Origin of the sequence: Neobacillus muris, assembly GCF_943193175.1 — a bacterium.
Taxonomy (GTDB): Bacteria; Bacillota; Bacilli; order Bacillales; family Cytobacillaceae; genus Neobacillus; species Neobacillus muris.
Genome location: NZ_CALPDF010000020.1, coordinates 56,189 through 75,635 on the forward strand (window position 1 = coordinate 56,189; position 19,447 = coordinate 75,635).

The 19,447-nt window shown below is 45.8% G+C and carries 22 protein-coding genes; 4 read left to right on the plus strand and 18 right to left on the minus strand.

Features of this window, described 5'->3' with window-relative positions:
• Window positions 1-339: 339 nt before the first annotated feature.
• The 3 genes from NFS43_RS13975 to NFS43_RS13985 all read right to left on the minus strand — a co-directional run bounded on the left by NFS43_RS13975 (window position 340) and on the right by NFS43_RS13985 (window position 2,404).
• On the minus strand, window positions 340-618 hold the full coding sequence (locus NFS43_RS13975) for a DUF3949 domain-containing protein (RefSeq protein ID WP_251552293.1): 279 nt from the start codon (window positions 616-618) through the stop codon (window positions 340-342).
• Between the two features lie 92 nt (window positions 619-710).
• Window positions 711-1,790: a 3D domain-containing protein gene (locus tag NFS43_RS13980; protein WP_251552294.1), complete on the minus strand. Its 1,080-nt coding sequence runs from the start codon at window positions 1,788-1,790 to the stop codon at window positions 711-713.
• Window positions 1,791-2,011: 221 nt separating this feature from the next.
• Window positions 2,012-2,404 carry a hypothetical protein gene (locus NFS43_RS13985; protein ID WP_251552295.1) on the minus strand — a complete coding sequence of 131 codons (393 nt, stop codon included), beginning with the start codon at window positions 2,402-2,404 and terminating at the stop codon, window positions 2,012-2,014.
• Between the two features lie 204 nt (window positions 2,405-2,608).
• Here NFS43_RS13985 and NFS43_RS13990 point away from each other — a divergent pair, with 204 nt between their 5' ends.
• Entirely contained in the window at window positions 2,609-3,022 is a 414-nt protein-coding gene (locus NFS43_RS13990) for a helix-turn-helix domain-containing protein (protein WP_251552296.1), read from the plus strand.
• A gap of 420 nt (window positions 3,023-3,442) precedes the next feature.
• On the opposite strand, the gene NFS43_RS13995 is transcribed toward NFS43_RS13990, so the two are convergent.
• Together NFS43_RS13995 and NFS43_RS14000 are read right to left on the minus strand one after the other, a co-directional pair.
• Complete coding sequence (locus NFS43_RS13995; RefSeq protein ID WP_251552298.1) at window positions 3,443-3,625, minus strand: hypothetical protein; 183 nt, start codon at window positions 3,623-3,625, stop codon at window positions 3,443-3,445.
• Window positions 3,615-3,992 carry a single-stranded DNA-binding protein gene (locus NFS43_RS14000; protein ID WP_251552299.1) on the minus strand — a complete coding sequence of 126 codons (378 nt, stop codon included), beginning with the start codon at window positions 3,990-3,992 and terminating at the stop codon, window positions 3,615-3,617. The genes NFS43_RS13995 and NFS43_RS14000 overlap by 11 nt, the downstream gene beginning before the upstream one ends.
• A 245-nt stretch (window positions 3,993-4,237) precedes the next feature.
• On the opposite strand from NFS43_RS14000, the gene NFS43_RS14005 reads away from it, so the two are divergent.
• Complete coding sequence (locus NFS43_RS14005) at window positions 4,238-4,669, plus strand: YwpF-like family protein (RefSeq protein ID WP_251552300.1); 432 nt, start codon at window positions 4,238-4,240, stop codon at window positions 4,667-4,669.
• 68 nt (window positions 4,670-4,737) lie between these two features.
• On the opposite strand, the gene NFS43_RS14010 is transcribed toward NFS43_RS14005, so the two are convergent.
• From NFS43_RS14010 to NFS43_RS14040, 7 genes are all read right to left on the minus strand, one after another.
• Window positions 4,738-5,085 (minus strand): hypothetical protein, encoded by a 348-nt coding sequence (locus NFS43_RS14010; RefSeq protein ID WP_251552301.1) that lies wholly within the window; start codon window positions 5,083-5,085, stop codon window positions 4,738-4,740.
• A gap of 154 nt (window positions 5,086-5,239) precedes the next feature.
• Complete coding sequence (locus tag NFS43_RS14015) at window positions 5,240-7,576, minus strand: immune inhibitor A domain-containing protein (RefSeq protein WP_251552318.1); 2,337 nt, start codon at window positions 7,574-7,576, stop codon at window positions 5,240-5,242.
• 459 nt (window positions 7,577-8,035) lie between these two features.
• Complete coding sequence (gene fabZ / locus NFS43_RS14020) at window positions 8,036-8,464, minus strand: 3-hydroxyacyl-ACP dehydratase FabZ (protein ID WP_251552302.1); 429 nt, start codon at window positions 8,462-8,464, stop codon at window positions 8,036-8,038.
• A 92-nt stretch (window positions 8,465-8,556) separates the two neighbouring features.
• Window positions 8,557-8,934 (minus strand): DNA-directed RNA polymerase subunit beta, encoded by a 378-nt coding sequence (locus NFS43_RS14025; RefSeq protein ID WP_251552303.1) that lies wholly within the window; start codon window positions 8,932-8,934, stop codon window positions 8,557-8,559.
• A 325-nt stretch (window positions 8,935-9,259) separates the two neighbouring features.
• The gene (gene mreB, locus NFS43_RS14030) at window positions 9,260-10,261 is read right to left on the minus strand and encodes a rod shape-determining protein (RefSeq protein WP_251552304.1); all 1,002 of its coding nucleotides are present in this window, start codon (window positions 10,259-10,261) and stop codon (window positions 9,260-9,262) included.
• 151 nt (window positions 10,262-10,412) lie between these two features.
• Window positions 10,413-10,685: a sporulation transcriptional regulator SpoIIID gene (gene spoIIID, locus NFS43_RS14035; protein WP_007086083.1), complete on the minus strand. Its 273-nt coding sequence runs from the start codon at window positions 10,683-10,685 to the stop codon at window positions 10,413-10,415.
• Between the two features lie 416 nt (window positions 10,686-11,101).
• Window positions 11,102-11,701: a pyroglutamyl-peptidase I gene (locus tag NFS43_RS14040; RefSeq protein WP_251552305.1), complete on the minus strand. Its 600-nt coding sequence runs from the start codon at window positions 11,699-11,701 to the stop codon at window positions 11,102-11,104.
• Between the two features lie 94 nt (window positions 11,702-11,795).
• Between NFS43_RS14040 and NFS43_RS14045 the strand changes: the two genes are divergently transcribed.
• Complete coding sequence (locus tag NFS43_RS14045) at window positions 11,796-12,125, plus strand: MGMT family protein (RefSeq protein ID WP_277613945.1); 330 nt, start codon at window positions 11,796-11,798, stop codon at window positions 12,123-12,125.
• A gap of 181 nt (window positions 12,126-12,306) precedes the next feature.
• Here the strand turns inward: NFS43_RS14045 and NFS43_RS14050 are convergent, their stop codons facing one another.
• Together NFS43_RS14050 and NFS43_RS14055 are read right to left on the minus strand one after the other, a co-directional pair.
• Window positions 12,307-14,532 (minus strand): penicillin-binding transpeptidase domain-containing protein, encoded by a 2,226-nt coding sequence (locus NFS43_RS14050; protein WP_338150611.1) that lies wholly within the window; start codon window positions 14,530-14,532, stop codon window positions 12,307-12,309.
• Window positions 14,420-15,295: a stage II sporulation protein SpoIIQ gene (locus NFS43_RS14055; protein ID WP_251552306.1), complete on the minus strand. Its 876-nt coding sequence runs from the start codon at window positions 15,293-15,295 to the stop codon at window positions 14,420-14,422. The genes NFS43_RS14050 and NFS43_RS14055 overlap by 113 nt, the downstream gene beginning before the upstream one ends.
• A gap of 117 nt (window positions 15,296-15,412) precedes the next feature.
• Here NFS43_RS14055 and NFS43_RS14060 point away from each other — a divergent pair, with 117 nt between their 5' ends.
• On the plus strand, window positions 15,413-15,826 hold the full coding sequence (locus tag NFS43_RS14060; RefSeq protein ID WP_251552307.1) for a VanZ family protein: 414 nt from the start codon (window positions 15,413-15,415) through the stop codon (window positions 15,824-15,826).
• A gap of 2 nt (window positions 15,827-15,828) precedes the next feature.
• Here NFS43_RS14060 and NFS43_RS14065 read toward each other — a convergent pair whose 3' ends face one another.
• The 4 genes from NFS43_RS14065 to NFS43_RS14080 form a co-directional block, all read right to left on the minus strand.
• Window positions 15,829-16,833 (minus strand): nuclease-related domain-containing protein, encoded by a 1,005-nt coding sequence (locus NFS43_RS14065; RefSeq protein ID WP_251552308.1) that lies wholly within the window; start codon window positions 16,831-16,833, stop codon window positions 15,829-15,831.
• A gap of 78 nt (window positions 16,834-16,911) precedes the next feature.
• Window positions 16,912-17,118 carry a hypothetical protein gene (locus tag NFS43_RS14070; RefSeq protein WP_251552309.1) on the minus strand — a complete coding sequence of 69 codons (207 nt, stop codon included), beginning with the start codon at window positions 17,116-17,118 and terminating at the stop codon, window positions 16,912-16,914.
• Window positions 17,119-17,172: 54 nt separating this feature from the next.
• Window positions 17,173-18,933, minus strand: coding sequence for a methyl-accepting chemotaxis protein (locus NFS43_RS14075; protein WP_251552310.1), 1,761 nt, complete (start codon window positions 18,931-18,933; stop codon window positions 17,173-17,175).
• A gap of 242 nt (window positions 18,934-19,175) precedes the next feature.
• Window positions 19,176-19,447: hypothetical protein (locus tag NFS43_RS14080; protein WP_251552311.1), on the minus strand; the 272-nt coding region annotated here is incomplete at its 5' end.

Consider the following 19,447-nt stretch of genomic DNA (forward strand, 5'->3'; position numbering starts at 1 on the left):
ATACGAATCGGCTGAAGGAAGGTTTCAATTTTTGCCCTCCTCAGTAGTTTTAACAATTTGTTCATGAGAAATTAATAATTTGTTAAGGATCATTCGTTATGATACAAGCATGAAGGAGTTAAAAACTTTTTCATAGACCCCCCTTAAATTCAAATAGATCTTGGGCCCTCGAGCATGATTTCGAGGGCCATTTTTTTCAATCACGTGGTACCAAGGGGGTACCAAGGGGACGGTTCTTGTGGTATTTGCGGATAAACCCACGGACGGTTTTCTTGATACCCAATCCATTGATCAAACCAGCAAAAATGACGTGCGGTTGCGGCCACACGTCATTTTTTTCTATTTTGTTAACCCAGGCGTCTGTTTATTTTTCCAATGATACAAAAGAGTCGCAAAAAGGTTAGCCAAGATGAAAAAGGGATTCCCTTGTGCATTCAAATGCAGCTGCTGCTCTTCAAAGCTCATGTCCTCATACATTTCATTCTGTGTTTTCCCTTGCCGCTGCCGTTCTTTGTCCATTTCTTTAAGTGATTGAATATATGGGTACTGAACAGGTGTCAAAACTAACGAAATGAGCAGGTAGCCTCCCAAAATCCATAACGTTACCGATAAACTCATCCTCAATTCCCCCTCAATTCATTATACCATATTTTGGAATTTACCAATAATAAAAAATGACGTGTGGGCTTTCACACGTCATTTTTTCATGATTAATTTAGAATAATAACCTTAACGGTTCTTCTTCCCCAAGCCAAGGCTTCCGCCCGGTTTGGCTTTAGAACATCGATTTTGTGGCCTCGGATGGCGCCGCCCGTATCTCCGGCAATCGCTTCACCGTAGCCTTCCACCCAAACCCTGCTTCCAAGCGGGATAACGGCTGGATCGACAGCGATAAGCTTCATATTCGGGTTGGCAGCAATATTGTAGCCAAGCTTGGTAATCGCTCCAGATTCCTCTGGGCTATACGCGGTAGCGCTTACGTAAATCTCTCTTCCGCTAACGTTCGGGCTCGCTGCCGCAGGGGCTGCTGCTCTAGGCGCTGATTGCTGCTGGGCAATTCTTGCTTGCAGCTCAGCCATTTGTGATTGGATGCCGGCTTTTTCCTGCTCGGCCATTGCCATTTGCTGAACGATTTGATTGTATTTTTCCTGCATGGCCGTTAAGTTTTGCTGTCTTGCCTGCAAGTTTGTGTCGAGTTCTGCTTGCTGCTGTGCTAAAACGGTTTGCTGCTCTTCTAGAACCTGTTCTTGTTTGTCGATTTCTTTTTTATCGTCTTCGATTTTCTTGAGGTCTTCTTTTTGCGCTGTCAAGATGTCCTTGTCCGCATCCATCAGCTGAGATGCCGCGCTGGCACGCTGAATAAATTCAGAGATGCTGTCGGATTCAAAAAAGAGGTTAATCATCATGCTGACGTTGTCGTCTTCTTGAAGAGCTCGGGCACGTTTTTCCATAATGTCTTTGCGGCCGAGGATTTTGTCCTCAAGAACGACAATTTCTTGTTTTTTCGCTTCGATTAACTGATTGACTTCATCAATCTTGCCTTGCGTTTTCGCCATTTCCTCTTGGTTTTGGCTTATATCATTGTATATGGATTGCAGTTCTTGCTGAATGCTCTGAATTTCTTGGTTTACAGCTTGCTTTTCTACTTGTTTTTGCTCAACAATTTCTTGCTTTTGCTGTAGCTGCTGTTGTAAGGTGTCGCTATTCGTTTGCGCGTATGTAATCGTACCCGTTCCGCACAAAATCAGTGTCAGTACAATTTGGGTGATACGCTTGATCTTATTCTGCAAACTATTCTCCCTCCTTATTACTCTATTTATAACAGAGGAATATGCCAGTTATGTTACAAGAATATTAAAAAGCGACAACAAAATGTCTTAAAACAGCGAATTTCGGCCAATAAATGGCATATTTATGGCATCTTTTGGGTGTATTGGCGCATTGTTAGTGTCTGCTGGTGGAAATAGGAAGCTGTTTTTGTAAAAAAATGATTCTAGTAAACCTGCACTTTTTAATAGAGAGGTTTTTCTTCTGACACGATGCGAGCGGTCTTGCGTTTTTTCGGCCGGTATTTGCTGTTTGGGAATAGTCTCAGGAAGGCGATTCGGTTCCGGTCTTTAAGTGCAAAGCTGCTCATCAGCTCGAAGACTTGTTCTTCAGTGAGCTCGGGATCTCCCTCAAAAACGAGCAGGGACTGATTTTGGCAGGTCATTTGGATGTTGGTATTGTAAAAGTAAATCCAAGGGTCTTCATTATGGCTAAGAGGAATAAATTGATAGGTAGATTTCTCATGGGGTGACTGGAATAAAAGTAAGGCTAAATCGTTTGTTTCAGGCGTCCTCGTAATCCTCCATTCTCCGTTATTCGTTTTTTCTCCAATAAAAACTAGCGCGCTCCAGTCCATACGATCTCTCCAAAAAATGACATATTTTTTCTATCGATTTTATTATTCGACAATAGGAAATCAATTCCTGCTGCCAATCGCATAGGTCTCTAGAGCGTGTGCGTCAATTTCACAAGCCTGTTTGTGCATATCGCGCACATTTAGCCTGTGAGCCCATTTTTGCCGCTATGGTAAAAACAGAATGTTTGATGGGCGGTGATTGGGATGTCATTATCGGAAAAATTAAGGGAGCTTCGTGATAAGCAAAACTGGTCTCAGGAGACGCTGGCCAAGATGATGAATTTGCATCGTTCGACGATTAGTCGCTATGAAACAGGCAGGAGTGTCCCCAATTACCAAACGGTGATTCAATTTGCAGAAATATATAATGTGGACAAGGAGTATTTGGTCAACGAGCTCGACAAGCTGCTGCCCAATGTGGAGGCGCCGGGCTTTGTTTTGAAGGAGAATTGGGATGATCCCGATATCGGGATGGCTCTCGATCTTTTGAAGGCTGAGCCGGATTTGAAAAAGGCTCTGGTGGATCTGCACCTTATGTCCCCTAAGCGGAAGGCCTTCTACGTAGATTTGATTGCAAGCCAGGTTCGGGTAAGCAACCGGCATAAGGACAAGCTCTAGGGCATTAAAGAAGCCGCTGAATTTTTTTCAGCGGCTTCTTTTTTAAAAAACAGGGGGGGTTTTTTATTATTTTTCCCGTTATGCAGGATATTATACATGGATTTTTTTGTTTTTTATTTGAGTTGGTGGAAGTGCCGGTAAAAGGGGTGAAACGGTTGATAAATGGCCGAATTGTGCCGATAAAGCGGGGAAAAGGGCCGGTAAATTTGTGAACTTTGCCGGTTAACCCATCAAATCTGCCGGTAAAGCCGTTTGATCAGCAGTGTACAAAAAAATCCCGGTCCAAGAACGGGATCTTTGAAAACGAGGTCCATTTTCGAAGGCATTATTGATTCTTTCTTTACGGTGAAAGGCAATTTGCGGAGATAATCTACAGATTTGGGTTATTTTTCGTCAGTAGGCTGCGGTTTGAGGTTCATGTTAGGAGTAGAAACGGATGGAGTGACGATGACGTTGTTCTAGCTGCTGCTCCTTAATGAGCCATTCCAGCTGACTGACGCGTTTTTGCAAGGAATCAATGGTCTGGTTGGCATGCCCAACCATTTTGATCAAACTTTCCAATAGCTGTTCCAAATTAGCCGAATCATGGTCGTTAAAAGGCAAGGGCGGTTTCCTCCTTCTTCGGCTCCTGCGGCTCCTGTACCACCTCATGCGGCTTGCCGCTCAGGAACCGGACCGTTTCGGCTGCCACCTCTGTCACATAATTCCGTTTCCCCTCCCGGTCGTAATAACGCGATTGCAGCCGCCCTGTGATTCCTACGACCGAGCCTTTCCGGCAATACTGGACCGTGTTTTCAGCTGCCCTGCGCCATAATGTGCACTGAACAAAGTCTGTATCAATTTCGCCATTGTGATTGCGATAGTTGCGGTTCACTGCCAGGGTAATCATCGTGAAAGCCGTTCCTTCTGATGTTTTTTTCAATTCCGGGTCCTTCGTTAATCGCCCAACCAAAATCACTTGATTAATCACGAAATCCTCTCCTTTCCTTTGATGATTCCATCTTAGTCCTCGGCACATTCGTTGTAAAACCATGGTAATCCGATTATGGCCGCTGTCTTCTTAGCGAAAATCGGCGATTCAAGGCTGTTTTTGTCAAAGAATGGCTTTATTTTTTCCAAAAAGCAGGTCATTCTCGCATGGGCCAATATTTTTCGACATTGCTTTTTTCCAACATATGTTATAATTGAGTAAATGCTTAAAGGAGGTCCGGGTTGATGAAGACGTTTAAGTTGTATTCACTGGAAGTATTGGAAGGTGAAACTTCGGTTGAGATTCCCTTAGAAGACGGCTTGATTCTCAATAAGGAGGACGACCACTCTACCTGGCTGATTGAGGCCTATTCAAACCTTTCCTTATATGACTTCTTTAAAAAGATTCAAGATGAGAACCGCGAAGTGATTGCGGAGGTGGTGATCACTAAGAAGGAAAATGCACCTGCGTATTTCCAAACACGCATTGTCTCTCTGCTAAAATTCGACAATCATATCAGCGTACTGCTCGAAGGCCAAATGCGCCGCAACAAAAGCGACTACTCCGAGCTCCTGCTCGAAAATCTCCTCCAAAAAGGCTTCGAAGGCCAGCCACTGCTCATGGAATTCAAAGATAAAATAAAAAGTAAACCCAAACTAAAAATATCCAAGCCATAGCACCGCAGTGAAGCGGCGGGGGCCAGTCCCCCGCCGCTTTGCCGCGCTGAGGGACTGGCCCCACATTTTTATCGGTCTTTATTGTCTTTGTCTCTTGCGTCTAGGTCATCTTCGATTATTTCTTCACGCGGTGTGTTGTTGTCTTTTGCTGGGTCTTTGTCGGTATCTGTGTTTCTGTCGTTGGTTCGGTTGTTGTTGTCGATGATGCCATCGTTATCGTTATCGTCAATGTTATTGTTGCGATAGCGATAGTTATCTAAGTCGTTTCTATTTAGATTATTGTTAGGTGTATCGACCGTTGGCTCCGGCACGTTGCGGAGATTGTTGTTTGTGTCCGTATCATCGTTGTTACAACCTACAAGGATTACCCCAGATAAAAGTGTCCCCGTCAGTAAGCTAAGCAGCTTTTTCTTCAAAATTAAAACTCCTTTCAAGCTAATTTTTCTAGCAGTAGTATTTTCCCCGTGCTAAAAAAATTTTTTCGTGGAAGTTTTTTCAAACATAGCTGCCTCTGTTTTGGGCAAAATAAAAGACATCGAGCATTAAATGCCCGATGTCTTTTTTAGCCCATTATTTATGGATCCAAACCGCACCGGCCGTGTTGTCTTTTGCTTCGCCAATGACTTGGACCTTAAGCGGGTATTGAGATGGAACTTTCACGCCCGCATCCGGGATTACATTGTTCATATACGACTTCGAGGAGTCAAATACGGTTACACCTGAAAGCCCTTTGTAATCATAAACACCGCGAGTTGGCGAGTTCACAGACCATGCAGGTGACTTGTCCAATGAGAACGCTGCATCTGCCACCTGGTAGCGGGTCGTTTGATCGATAGAAGGCTTGCCATTCAGGTTAAAGATAAGCGCATCTGGATGCGAGTCGATTACATTCAGGAAGCCTTCTCCAGGGTGGACGCCGCCCCAGTTATCTGTGAAGGTGTCGTCTCCATACCAAACTACTAATCCAGTATTATAGGCGGCTTCACGAGAATATTTCAGGGCAATATCAGAGCCAGCATAGTTTCTCCACTCCAGGTAGTAGTAGTGTGGTTTTTCGATCCAGCCGTCAGAGACCTCGAATCCGCTTAATGTCACTTTTGCTGTGCCTTCTGCATCATCCGAGAATACAACTTGCCCATCCACTGTTAATTGCAGGTTATCGATGGCAAATCCGTCTGGCGCAAGGCCGCCGTCGGTTACGTAGTTAAATACTAGCTTCACTTTTTGGCCAGCGAATTGGCTGAGGTCAAGGGATTTGTCTTCCCACTTGCCTTGGGATGTTTCATAACCGCTGCCGGCAGTGTTTTCATCTCCAAGGATATCAAGGGTTTCGCTCTGTCCATCCTCTGTTACCGCATCCACGTATAGATAATCATAATCAAACTCAACTTGGTACCATTGCTTGTAATCAAATGTTGCTGAAGTGGCGCCAGTTAAATCAAATACAGGGGTCTCTAGCACGGTATTAAGATTATCGCCTTTTGTACTGTAATAATATTTTGCCCCAAATTCTGCTGGAACCCCAGGTACCTTTTTGTCAGGCAGATTTACTTTGACGATGCCCGGATTCTTGGACTTCGTCACACTCTGGTCAATGACCGCAGCCACACCATTTTTATCAATGTCTTCATAGTTGACTTCGGTAATATTGGCCCAGTTGCCGCCAATCGTATTTTGATAGAATTCCTTTACCTGCGGCGAGAAACTTGGCGGCTGTGTTCCGGCAATATGGCCGCTCCAGCTGCCGCCGCTCATAATCGACCATTGCGCAACCGTATCGCCGTTGCCCGTGTACTGTGTATCATATTCATCCGGAGCACCTAAGTCATGGCCATATTCGTGGGCGAATACACCGACGGCTCCATCCTCTGGCTCGATCGTGTAATCATAAGCTGCCATTGCGCCGCCCCAATAATCGACAGTTGCTTCCGTGTTGGCCACTGGATGAACGCCATTTAGTGTCCAGCGGTGTGACCAAATCGCATCGTCGCCAAGCGCTCCGCCGCCAGCTTCCTGGCCGACACCAGCGTGAAGAACCATCAAGTGGTCAACCAATCCGTCTGCCTCATAAATATTTCCATCGCCATCAAGGTCATAGATATCGAGGTCGTCAAAATCGGCTAGATTGATGCCGGATGCTACGGCGGCATCTAAAGCATCCTCTACAAGACCGCGCGGACCTTTAGTATTTGGCGCGTTATCATTGCCGCCGGCTGGATTGTCGCTGCCGTATTCTTTATAATTTCCTGGTACAGACAGCCAATCCGTAACGGTACCGTCTACCGTGTAGCTGCCGCCGGATTGCTCTTCATAGTATTGCTTGAAGGTTTTTACTTTATCTCCATTAAATAAGGTAAAATCTTCATCGCCAAACAGCATTTTTTCATAATGCTCTTTGCTGAAGTCATCTGCCCACATATAGCCTGGCTCTTGCTCGATATTGTTATGCTTAAAGTCCGCATATTCTACTAATAGGACAAGGACTTTATCCTCGCGAACCTCTCCGTTATAAGGAGCCTGCTTGGCAGAGTCTACCTTCACGGCACCATTTGGCTTGCCTTTTTTATAATTTGTGTGGCCCTTAGCAAGCTGCTTGGCAAGCTTGTCCTTTTGCTTGGTTAAAAAGTCTTTTGCCTTCTTGTCCATTTCTTTTTGTTCTGTTGTTGGAGCGGCTGCTGTTTTGCCGCCCTGCTTTTTCTTTATGTAATCCTTCGCTGCTTTGGTAATTTGTGCTTGTGTGGCATTTTTGGCAACCAGCCCGCGTTTTTGCAGGGCTTTCCCAAGACGATCGATATCGACAATATTCAGATCGATTGGAGCCGATTCAAGTGTGGTGGCTGCTGCTGCAGATGCCGGTGCCGCCGTGCTTCCAGCCAGTGTGCCTGCAAATAGTGCAGAAGCCACCATCGTGCTGGCCGCAATGCTGGAGAAAATCTTTAACGTGTTTTTCTTTTTCAACGTTTAAACCCCCTTTGTGTGTTTGTTCTACTAAAAGAACGTTAGCATTAATAGTTTAGTGACAATTCGAAAAATTGTAAATAATACTTTTTCAGTGGATAAATGTTCCATTTATAGGTCTTTATGCTCAGAAAAGTCCTTATTTCCCTAAAATTCGCCACACTTTTAATCTATGAATCTATGAAACAGCTTCATTAATTATCCCCATTCATCATTTCAAAATATTTTCCCAACATACCAATCCCATTTAATCCGTTAAATCGCATCCCATCCCCCTAAAAACCAGCCTCTCGACAATTGTCTACATCCTTCCCTCGCAATAAAAACCGAACATTTCCCAATAGCAAAAACAAAAAAAGACAGCCCCCTTCACCACTTTAAAGTGGCGGGGGACTGTCCCTTCACAATTTATTTTCCGCCTAGGGCGAAGGTGATTTCTGCTTCGCAGGCGATTTCGCCGTCGACGGTGGCGGTGGCTTTGCCTTTGCCGATCGGTCCGCGGAGGCGGGTCATTTCGACTTCTAGGCGGAGCTGGTCGCCGGGTTTGACTTGGCGTTTAAACCGGCAGTTGTCGATTCCGGCAAAGAAGGCCAAGCGGCCGCGGTTTTCTTCCTTTTTTAAGACAGCGACGGCTCCAACCTGCGCCAGCGCCTCAACAATTAACACGCCGGGCATCACGGGATATTCCGGAAAATGTCCGTTGAAAAATTCCTCGTTGGCTGAGACGTTCTTGATCCCGACTGCCCGCTTCCCTTCTTCGACCTCCAGGATGCGGTCGACCAGCAAAAACGGATAGCGGTGGGGAATGATTTCTTTAATCTGTTCAATATCTAACATAAGGATTAGTACCTCCTCCTAATAACAAGTATTATTTCTAATTGTACTATTATTCATACACAAAAGGGAAGGGCCAATCGCGCCCTTCCCCGTTATTTCTTCTCCACTAAATCCCGAATATGCGTCCAGGCAGATCCGGAAAACACATCGGCTGCGTTTTCGCCGCCAAGCACACTATAGCCGACCACGGCTCCTGCCGTCAGGCATACCGCCGCCAGCACCACTAGCAGGACAAGCCGCAGCCAAATCGGAATCATCCGGATGCGCACCCGCTGTTTTGGCCGTTCCTTCTCAGCAGCTGCCGCCTTTTGTTCTTGGACAGCATGCCGTGATTCTCCCGTCTCTGCAGCAGCCCGTACGGCCGTTCCCCTCTCCTGGCCGGCATGCGCGTGCGGCACCTCAGCGGCTTTCGCCCGTTTATATTCTTCTCGAGTTTGGAACCGCTCTTGATTAATATTATCGACAGACATATCTATTTCCCCTTTAACCTGGACTCCGGATGGAACACACCCCTGAAATGAGTCCCGGTGAGTTATCCATATTATAACCATTTTTATTGGATCTTGAGTAAAATTTGTCGAGCATTTATTCCTATTATAAGAAATTATTCATGATTACACATTATTTTTTTCGAAAAAAGTCAATCCTTGTAAAAATTACCGAGATTTTCGCATACAAAAAAGCCCAACGAACAAGGCTTGTCCAAGCCTTTATTCATTGGACTTTATACCCATTTTTTGGCGGTATGATGTCTTACCACTTTTTCTAAATGCTGGGTTATTTTTTTTGAAAAAATTAACCTAGTTTCCGGCTCGGAATCCGGTCAATATTGTCGAGCATCACGCCTGTGCCGATTGCCACACAATCCATTGGGTTTTCCGCTACCAATACCGGCACCTTCAACTCGTCAGCCAGCAGCATATCAATGCCGTGCAGCAAAGCTCCGCCGCCGGTTAAAATAACGCCGCGGTCAATGATGTCGGCAGACAATTCTGGCGGTGTGCGCTCAAGCACGCTTTTTGCCGCCTGCACAATAACCGAAACCGATTCGCGCAATGCTTGCTCAATTTCTTCCGAACGAACGGTAATCGTACGTGGAAGACCGCTCACCATATCGCGTCCGCGGATTTCCATTTCTTCTGAACGAGATCCTGGGAACACAGTTCCGATGTTGATCTTGATATTTTCAGCGGTACGCTCCCCGATCAGCAGCTTGTACTCGCGCTTAATGTGGTTCAGAATCTCCATGTCAAACTTGTCGCCGGCCATTTTAATGGAGGAAGAAGTCACGATATCGCCCATTGACAATACGGCAACATCCGTCGTTCCTCCCCCAATGTCCACTACCATGTTTCCGCTTGGCTGGAAGATGTCCATACCGGCGCCAATTGCCGCCACTTTCGGCTCTTCTTCTAAGTAAACCTTTTTCCCGCCGCTCTTCTCGGCAGCCTCCCTGATCGCTTTTTGCTCCACACTGGTGATGTTAGTCGGGCAGCAGATCAAGATGCGCGGCTTTGATAAAAAGCCTTTAACGTTCAGTTTATTAATAAAGTGTTTTAACATGGCCTCTGTTACGTCGAAATCGGCGATGACGCCATCCTTTAATGGACGAATGGCCACGATATTCCCTGGAGTACGTCCCACCATACGGCGAGCCTCTTCGCCAACTGCCAGTACCCGGTTGGTATTCTTGTCGATGGCAACAACAGATGGCTCATTCAATACAATGCCACGGCCTTTTACGTGAATCAGCACGTTGGCCGTTCCTAAATCAATCCCAATATCCCTTGCAAACATTCTCTATCCTTTCCTCCTCAAGACGGATTCCTACCATTTCCTAATTTTCTATTCTACCATATTCCTTACAATAACCATAAACTTTTTAAAAAAATAATGGTATTTTTTGTGGAAATCTGTCGGAAAAAGAGGATTTAGAGAATAGACCTGTTTACTTAACAGCTTCTCCTTCCTTTTCTTCTTTTTGGTATTTCATTTTTGTCGCCTCGCCGCCCCGTAAATGACGAATGGATTTATGGTAATCTAATATTTCTTTTACCTCGTTTGCAAGCTCTGGATTAATCTCAGGAAGTCTCTCGGTCAAATCCTTATGGACTGTACTTTTGGATACGCCAAACTCTTTCGCGATGACGCGAACGGTTTTCCTCGTCTCCACGATATACTTTCCAATCTTGATAGTCCTCTCTTTGATGTAATCGTGCACACTCTCGCCCTCCCTAAATTGGATGTGAGTAGTGTGAAATGAGACCCGCTTATCACTTCGACGAAATGCTGCTTCCGCAAGGTGTTTGTTGGCTGGCACCCTACGGCAGAAAGATGTTCTTTCTGATCATACGATGAATAATCATGTCCCCGGCTAAGATCCCCGTTACCTTCAAACGACACCTCACCTCAAACACTCTCTTTGTATAAAGGTTTGGTAACATTGTATTAGCTTGGATACGGGTTTATGCACAAAATACGCAATCAGGACAAGGTATTCCATTTATTTTTTGAAAAATCAGACACTGTTCGTTTTTTCGACATTCCGTCCGTTTGCCTTTGGGGCTATCATTGCCAAGGGTTTGGCTTGATTTGTTAGCTTATTTCCCGAGAAATTTGTCGGATAAAAGTCCGTGATTAATCCAGAACATGAATCATGAGTTTGACGGCTTCCAACAGGTCATGGCTGGACCAGGATGGACTTGTTTTTTTCTGCTTAACGGCCAGCTCATGGGAGGCCGGGATATGGACGAATCCTGCCGGGATCGACTGGTCCTTTAATGCATGAAGAGCGGTATACATGACGTTGTTGCATAGGTAGGTGCCCGCTGTATTAGAGATTTCAGCCGGATAGCCATTGTCTTTTAAGGTTTCGACGAATTTTCTAATGGGCAGTTTGGAAAAATAACCGTCCGGGCCGTCTTCATAGATGGGGGCATCGTTTAGCACGACGCCATTGTTGTCAGGTGCTCCGTCACGGCAATTGATGGCAATCCTCTCTGGTGTGATGCTGGCTCTCCCGCCTGCAAGGCCGAGAGAAATGACGGCGTCAGGGTGGACTTGTTTGATCGCGTCAAGCACGCGCTGGCCGGCTTCTTCATATGTAACGGGCAGGAGCAGCCCTTTGATCTGGTATTCTCCGACGGTTAATCCGTCCAGCTGTTTGACGATTTGTTCTGTCGGGTTGATGGGAAATTCGAGAAATGGTTCAAATCCAGTTAGTAGTAGTGTTTTCATAGCTGTTCTCCTCTAATTGTTTTAAAATCATTATATAATGGATTTATGGGTTATTGAAAGAATATTGCCATTGTTTTGGAAAGGATTTTGGATTGTGACATCTTTTACGGAGAGAGTTGTGAGGATTATTCAGCAGATTCCCGAGGGCAGGGTGATGACGTATGGCCAGATTGCCCGGCTGGCGGGAAGTCCACGTGCGGCGCGCCAGGTGGTACGGGTGCTCCATTCGATGAGCCGGAAGCATCATCTGCCCTGGCATCGCGTGATTAATTCAAAAGGGCAAATTGGGCTTCAGGATGAGGCGGCGTTTCAGGAGCAGCTGTTGTCGCTGGAGGCTGAAGGGGTAGAGGTCGGTCTTGGCGGGGTGATTGATTTGGAGAGGTATCAGTGGGAGCCCGTGGATTTGTTTGGGGATTTGCTTTAAAGAGGATGTGCCGGTAATTGGGGGATTTCGGTCGATAAAGGGCGGATTTCCGCCGGTAATTCGGGGTTAAGCGCCGGTAAATTTGTGAACTTTGCCGGTAAACTCCGCCATTCCGCCGGCAACACACTTCAACCAGCTGATACCAAGCAAAAAAGCACCAAAATTGGCGCTTTTTCACTAGTTACTTCCTCTTCATATAAATATCCTTCACTTTGTTCACCGCAACTGAAGACCCGCCGCGGCCTTGGACATTTTCAATCATCATCGCAATCATCAGGTCCGGTGAATCCGGATTAAAGCCGATAAACCAGCCATTCTCCGTTCCCGTCTCCCCTTGCTTTTGCTTAATCTCCGCCGTTCCCGTCTTCCCAGCCAGCGGATAGCCCGGAATATCTGCCGCATGGCCCGTGCCGCTCGGATCCGCAACCACCTTGCGCAAATCAGCGGCAATCAACTCCGCATGATCAGGATTCACCACCGCTTCCTTCAGCACCTGGCTGCGCTCCTCTTCATCCAGCAAAATCGGCTTCACCATATTGCCTTGATTAACAAATGATGTATACGCGGACAACAAATGGACAATGCTCATTTGAATCTGTCCCTGGCCGTAGCCGGAATCCGCAAGAGCAATCTCCTTATCGAGCGCTCCAATTTTAGAAGTATCAAGCGGGTACGGATAATCGAACTCGGACTCAAAACCGAATTTTTTCAAACCATCGGCAAACTTCTCTTTGCCCGTCTTCAAAGCTGTCTGGGCAAAATAAATATTGTCTGAGAGCACCAATGCCTTCTCCAAATTAATCGGACTGCCTTCATGAACCCGGGTCACATAGTAGCCGCCCCATGAACTGTCTTTTTGCCATTTGAGGCCGTCGATTTCTACGCCTTCATCCGGTGAAATCGAGCTGCTATCCAGTGCAACGGCTGCCGTAATCGGCTTCATTACAGAGCCCGGCGCAAAGCCCGTCTTAAACCGGGTAAGCAGCGGCTGGCGTGCGTCATCCTGCAGCGCCTTCCATTCGTCTGAAGTCATCCCCAGCGCCGCCAGATTCGGGTCAAACGATGGGCTGCTGACCAGCGCAAGGGTTTCCCCGCTGGTCGGGTTCAGCGCAGCCGCCGTGCCTGCTTCACCGCCCATCTCGTCGAACATCATCAACTGCAAATCGGCATCAATCGTCAGCTTGACGGTTTTTCCATCGGCCACCGGCTGCTCGGCCAGCACCTCTTCGCCGCCATCCTTCTTTTTAATGAGGATTTTGACACCGCTTTGCCCCTTCAGCTGTTCATCCAGCACCTGCTCCAGGCCGCGTTTTCCAATCACATCTGTGCTCGTATAGCCCTTATCCTTTAATTTTTCCAGCTCATCCGCCGTTATCGGGCCGACATAGCCAATCAGCTGAGCCGCGGCCTCCTTATAAGGATAGACCCGCGCCTCGACCTTCCGTGTTTTCACCGGCTCGAGGGCGATTAACTGGGCAATCCGCTCCTGGTCGTCCATTGCCACTTTTTTAAGCGGGACAAACATACCCGGCTGAACCCAGCTTGCGCTGAGCGCTTTGTCGATCTGTTCCGGCGTCATTTTTAGCAGGGCTGCCAGCTGCTCCTTGATTGGCGCTGCCAGCTCTCCCGCCGAGACCCCGACTTCGTAAGCTTGCCCATTGACGGCAAGCCCCGTTCCGTTGCGGTCAACAATTTCCCCGCGCTTCGGCGCCACCGTGCTCAGGCTGATTTTATCGCCATCCTTCAGCTGTGGAAAAATAAACCCGGTATTCCAGTTGACATACCAGTTTTCCTTCTCATCCTTGCCTTCCTTGGTTAAATTGGCTTGATGAGTAAATTCAATTGGACCGGCGATACTTTTCATTTTGGCGGAAAAAGTATATTTCGCCTGTTCTTTTTTCTCTTGTTCATCGTCTTTTGGCTGTTTAAATGAAACTTTCAGGTCGGTAATTTGCAGATCATCGTAGATTTTTTGATAGCGATTGGTGAAGTCTTCTTTGGTGATATTCTTTTTGGCATCAGTAGAAAGGTAATCATACATCTTATCGAACTTTTGCTTGTTCCAGAGTTCTATGTATTGGGAGAATCGTTCTTGTGGCGTCGGTTCCTTGTTGCAGCCTGTCATGATGAGCCCCAGCACAAGCAAAAACACGACCCCTGCCAATTTTTTCAATATAACCCCCTCCTTTATACCATTCATCATATCACATCCGTTCGTTACTGGCATCGTTTTCACGACACCCCTGCCAACAAAAAAAAGAGGAAAGTATTCCCCTTCCCCTTTGTAAACGGTATTATGAGTTTTGATTTTCGATTGTATCGGTTGATTCGTCGTCAGTGGATGGCTGGTCACCGGAATCGGTGTCCGTTGATTCATCGCCTGATTCGGTTTCATCTGCTGCATCATCGTCTTGCGAGCCATCGGGATCTTCAATTTTTTGCTGATCTTCCTTGGCCTTTGGCGTATCCACGGATTCAGATTGTTCTTGTAAAGCGCTTAGCGGTTTGTTGAAATAATCGGATGGATTTACCGCGACGCCATCTTTACGGATTTCAAAATGGACATGTGTTCCAGCTTTCTCATTGAATAAGCTTTGCCCAGCCTTGGCAAGCACATCCCCTTGCTTCACCTTATCGCCAGCATCCACTTCAATGTCCTTCACGGATTGATATTGTGTTACAATACCATTGTCGTGTTCGATTTCGATGACATTGCCAAGAATGGCATCTTCCTCTACGCGGGTAACGGTTCCGGATAATGATGCGGTCACATCAAAAGTTTCCCCGTCCTTCATCGTAATATCCACGCCAGTGTTTGGCTGGTAGGTGTTATTGTAAAATACGAGTGCGGCCTCTTGGTCTTCTGCTTTGCCATTGAAATCATAGAATTTGGTTTTGATTTCGGCATCCTTGTCGTTGGCAACTGGCATTTTCACGTTTTCTAATGCTGTGTTGACTTCGACTGCAGGAGCGTTGTTCTTTTTGCCTGTCAGGTCAGAAGACTTGTATTCGTATTTGTCTGAGTCTCCTGCACTGCTCTGGTACCAAAGAACACCCGTTAGAATGATTGCTGCACTTGCGATATAGATGGCTGGAAATACCCAACGCTTTTTGAAAAAGCGTTTTACGCTGGAACTTTGAGAAGATCGTTTGTTTTCTTCCTCTCTCATTTTCATCACCTCAGCAATCATTCTGAACAGATAACTAGAATTATATACACTAGTCTGAAAAAATTTTTATTTTTCTACAGTGATGAAGATTTTATGCATCCATAGGAGGTTTTTTTTATGAAATGGGTTTTGCGAATTTTGCCAATCGTCTATATGGCCATCGTCTTTATCCAATCGAGCTTCCCCTCCGACAAGTTTGTCGAGCTGCCTGATTCTACGATTGACCATACGATTAAGGAGTCGCTGCATTTAATAGAGTTTGCGATTTTGTATGTGCTGCTCGTTTTGGCAATGCTGACGCGCCGCCGCCGGTTTACGCCGGCCCTGAATCTGGCTTGTGCGGTGTTTGCCGGGCTTTACGGCATCAGCGATGAAATCCATCAATCGTTCATCCCGTACCGGTCTGCCTCTCTGTTTGATTTGGTGAAGGATTTTATCGGCATCAGTGTGTGCTGCTATTTTGTGAACGGGGCGCTGTTTAAAGGGAAGTTTGCCGGGCTGCGCAATGTGCTCGGACGTGTGGAAAAATAAAATCAGGTCACCACTGTGGTTTTTACTGCAGTGGTTTTGTTTTTATAAAAGTAGACTCTGTTTCTGCCTGTTCCGGAATAGGCCAATTCCATTGAGTGGAAGAGGCGGTTGGCGGTTCTGGGGGAGTTGATGTGGAGAAGCTGTCTCAGTTCAGCGTTGGTTAAGGTGGGCTTGATTAACAGGAAATAGTCATTGACGGCTTTGGCATGTGCTGTTTTGGAGGCCGCGTTACAGCTTGGGCAGTTCCAGGTTCCGCGTTGATATTTCATTGGCAGGTACCCGCAGGATAGGCATTGAACGCCAGTGAGAAGATTTTGTTCGGTGAGATTGAACCGATTAAGGAGGCTAGGATCGTCAGGTGTATGGTTTGTTAAAAGAAGACGCCTGATTTTTTTGATTTCCTTTGAATCGAGTTTATCTTCTTTGTATTGGTTCTGGATTTGACTGACTTTTTCCAGCAGTCCTTCACTGTTGCACATGTTTCGCAGGAGGGGTTCCGTTCCCGGCGCCAGCTTGATGGTGGCTTTTTCGTTGGCGTTGACGAATAGGAAAAGAATGGGCAGCTCTCCACAACCGTGTTCTTGTAACCACCTATTTAGTTTGGCCGCTTGCAGCCGGGCTTGGGTGACTGGGTTTTTGATTCTTTCCGTTGCACCGTTGTTTGTAATGGTTGCCTGATTGAGGTTTTTTTCGAAAAAATACTCCCCTGACCGGTTTTTGACTTCAAGGATGAGAGCGAAGGCTGAACAGAGGATGATATAGTCGATTTGGAAAAAGTATTTTCCTAAATGGAGGCGGAGGTCGTGGAAAATGGTATATTTGGCTTCGGGAAGCATACTGAGATAGAAGACAAGCGATTTTTCCCCTTTATAGCCAGCGAGCCATTTTTTATATTCTGCTTGCACCTCGGGGAGGACGGGATGATTTAAGGGGATCCGTGGAATAAGGGCTTCATATTTTTGGAGTCTTACTGATTTTTGGCATTCTTTTGCAAACAATGATGGCAAAATGGCATCACTCCTTTCAATTTTCCTATTAGTTCTCCTCGCAGCTCTAGTAATCCTATATAAATCGGGGATCAATTGTTACATCTTTTTGACACTTGATTTGGCTAATGGGTGATGTAAGGAATTACCGGCGCTTTGGACTGGTTTACCGGCAAAGTTCACAAGTTTACCGGCACTTTCCCCCGCTTTTCCGGCAGATTTCCGCCTCTTATCAACCGTTTCTCCCCTTTTACCGGCATTTCCCCATTTCATCAGTTTAATATTTTCACCGTTCATTTCATCCATCCATACAAAAAGAGCCGAGGCAGGCCCTTTTCGCTCACCTCGGTTCTTCTACTATCAGATCTTAAATTTTTGAAAGGATTGATTCAATTCCTCTGCCATTTTCGCTAATGAAGCAGCAGACAATACAATTTCATCCATGGATACCGACTGCTCTCCGGCCACAGCTGAAACATTGCGCGTTCTTGCTAACGTTTCTTCTGCAATCTTAGAGATCTTATTAATGGACTCATCCACATGTGCCGTCCCTGCTGCCATCTCTTCCACCGCAGCTGACACCTCCTCAATTTGGACCGTTACTTCATTAATCGAGGCTAGGATGTGCCCAAACGATTCTCCTGCTGCATGGACAACACCAATTCCTTCATCTACCTCTTTGGTCGCCTTTTCCATGGACTGAACTGCCTGATTCGTATCTTCTTGAATCATCGAGATCAATTGGCCAATTTGATTTGCAGATTCAGCTGACTTTTCTGCTAACTTCCGTACTTCATCCGCTACCACAGCAAAACCACGTCCATGTTCACCAGCACGCGCTGCCTCAATCGCCGCATTCAAAGCTAACAAATTGGTTTGAGTGGAAATGTCCGTTATGACTTCAATAATTTGGCCAATTTCCTGCGAACGCAGACCAAGCCCTTCTACTGATTGGGCTAATCCATTGACCGTCTTGTGAATCGAATTCATCTGCTCCACCGCAGTTTGTATCGTCTCATTGCCGTCGGATGCCCGCTGAGAAGTATTAATGGCTGAGTTAGAAACTTGCGAGGTACTGAAAGCAATTTGCCCAATCCCTATGGAAATTTCATTCATAGTCGTCGAACTCTCTTTTACACCATTCACCTGATTTTCGGAGCCCTCAGTAACAGATTCAATTGTTTCCATAATCTGTTCTGTCGATTTACTCGTTTGTTCCGCACTTGCAGTTAATTGTTCGGAAGCTGCAGCTACTTGTTCAGCACTCGACCCTACTTGAAAAATCAATCCCTTTAGGCTGCTAACCATTGTATTAAAACCATCTGCCAGCTGCCCGATTTCATCTTTATTCTTTACTTTGATTGGATCCACCATTAGATTTCCTTCAGCCACCGATCTTGCATGGTCTGCCATTTTCTTAATAGGCTTGGTAATTTGGCTCGAAAAAACCCAAGAAAATATAGCACCAATTAATAAAAAAGCACCCAATGTAATGAGCAGTAAATTTAATATTTGAGATGCTCCGCTGTTAAAATCCATCATGTACGATCCGGCAGAAACAATCCAGCCCCAGTTCGGCTCGAATTCCGAATAGGTTATTTTTTCGGCCTTTTTGTCAGGATTGTCTGGCAGTGCCCAATCATAGTATGTATAGCCGCCGCCATTTTTTGCTTTATCAATTATCGCTTCTGCAAGCGGCTTTTGGTTTTCCGAATCAACGATGGCCTTTCCATCTTGATCCTTCAAGCCGTTCAAATTTTGTCCCTCAATTGTAGGATTTGCCAGCTCCAGTCCACTCTCATCAATAATAAAATAATAGCCATTTTTGCCGATATCAATGTTCTTATTGATGGGTCTATGTCCTTCGTTATCTTTTTTACCAAGAATATAAACTTTGACCCGTTCCTGAGCTTCTTTTAAAGTTAAATCTCCCCTTTTTACTTGTTCATCCAGCACATCTATCATTCCAATTACTAGACGAACATTATTTTTAAGCTGGATCTTTCCCGATTGTTCCAGGTGACTTTTGGAAGTTTCATAACCTACTGTTCCAATAATTAAGCTTGGAATCGCTAACAAAAGCAAACAAAATGTAATAAGTTTAGTCCGTAACGATTTCATGATGTCCTCCTTTTTTGATTATGTCCTTAAAGATTATCGGTATTATATTCCTTATGTTTAGTGCTTTTTCCCTATAGTGGATATAGAGATCTGATAAGGGGCGTTCACAGGAGCTTTCCAACAGTTTACTGGCAAATTTCATCCCTAATTTACCGTTTCCTCCTCTTTTACCAGAACTTCCATTATTGAAACCCATCTAAAAAGCCAGGCGGCAAGCCTGGCTCGGTCATTGTTTCCTGGTTTTAAGGGCGGAACCGTTCTTTACTAAGCAATTTTTCGTTCTTTAAAGAGATACTTTTTTTGTTATCGGCGCTTTCGACCGGTTTACCGGCGAAGTTCACATTTTTACCGGCACTTTCCACTACTTTACCGGCAGATCTCCGCTCCCTATCAACCGTTTCTCCCCTTTTACCGGCATTTCCCCTTTCCACCCATCTATAAAGTAGGGAAACCTTTCTCAAGGCTTCCCCCTTATCAAACCGTACGTGCCCTACTAAGGCATACGGCTTACCAA

What these genes read in the sequence shown, in the direction of transcription:
- NFS43_RS13975 (WP_251552293.1), bottom strand. Translation starts at nt 618, where the DNA reads ATGAGTTTATCGGTAACGTTATGGATTTTGGGAGGCTACCTGCTCATT.
- NFS43_RS13985 (WP_251552295.1), bottom strand. Translation starts at nt 2,404, where the DNA reads ATGGACTGGAGCGCGCTAGTTTTTATTGGAGAAAAAACGAATAACGGA.
- NFS43_RS13990 (WP_251552296.1), top strand. Translation starts at nt 2,609, where the DNA reads ATGTCATTATCGGAAAAATTAAGGGAGCTTCGTGATAAGCAAAACTGG.
- NFS43_RS14005 (WP_251552300.1), top strand. Translation starts at nt 4,238, where the DNA reads ATGAAGACGTTTAAGTTGTATTCACTGGAAGTATTGGAAGGTGAAACT.
- NFS43_RS14015 (WP_251552318.1), bottom strand. Translation starts at nt 7,576, where the DNA reads ATGGTGGCTTCTGCACTATTTGCAGGCACACTGGCTGGAAGCACGGCG.
- fabZ (WP_251552302.1), bottom strand. Translation starts at nt 8,464, where the DNA reads ATGTTAGATATTGAACAGATTAAAGAAATCATTCCCCACCGCTATCCG.
- NFS43_RS14025 (WP_251552303.1), bottom strand. Translation starts at nt 8,934, where the DNA reads ATGTCTGTCGATAATATTAATCAAGAGCGGTTCCAAACTCGAGAAGAA.
- mreB (WP_251552304.1), bottom strand. Translation starts at nt 10,261, where the DNA reads ATGTTTGCAAGGGATATTGGGATTGATTTAGGAACGGCCAACGTGCTG.
- NFS43_RS14040 (WP_251552305.1), bottom strand. Translation starts at nt 11,701, where the DNA reads ATGAAAACACTACTACTAACTGGATTTGAACCATTTCTCGAATTTCCC.
- NFS43_RS14050 (WP_338150611.1), bottom strand. Translation starts at nt 14,532, where the DNA reads ATGATGCAGCAGATGAAACCGAATCAGGCGATGAATCAACGGACACCG.
- NFS43_RS14055 (WP_251552306.1), bottom strand. Translation starts at nt 15,295, where the DNA reads ATGAGAGAGGAAGAAAACAAACGATCTTCTCAAAGTTCCAGCGTAAAA.
- NFS43_RS14060 (WP_251552307.1), top strand. Translation starts at nt 15,413, where the DNA reads ATGAAATGGGTTTTGCGAATTTTGCCAATCGTCTATATGGCCATCGTC.
- NFS43_RS14070 (WP_251552309.1), bottom strand. Translation starts at nt 17,118, where the DNA reads ATGGATGAAATGAACGGTGAAAATATTAAACTGATGAAATGGGGAAAT.
- NFS43_RS14075 (WP_251552310.1), bottom strand. Translation starts at nt 18,933, where the DNA reads ATGAAATCGTTACGGACTAAACTTATTACATTTTGTTTGCTTTTGTTA.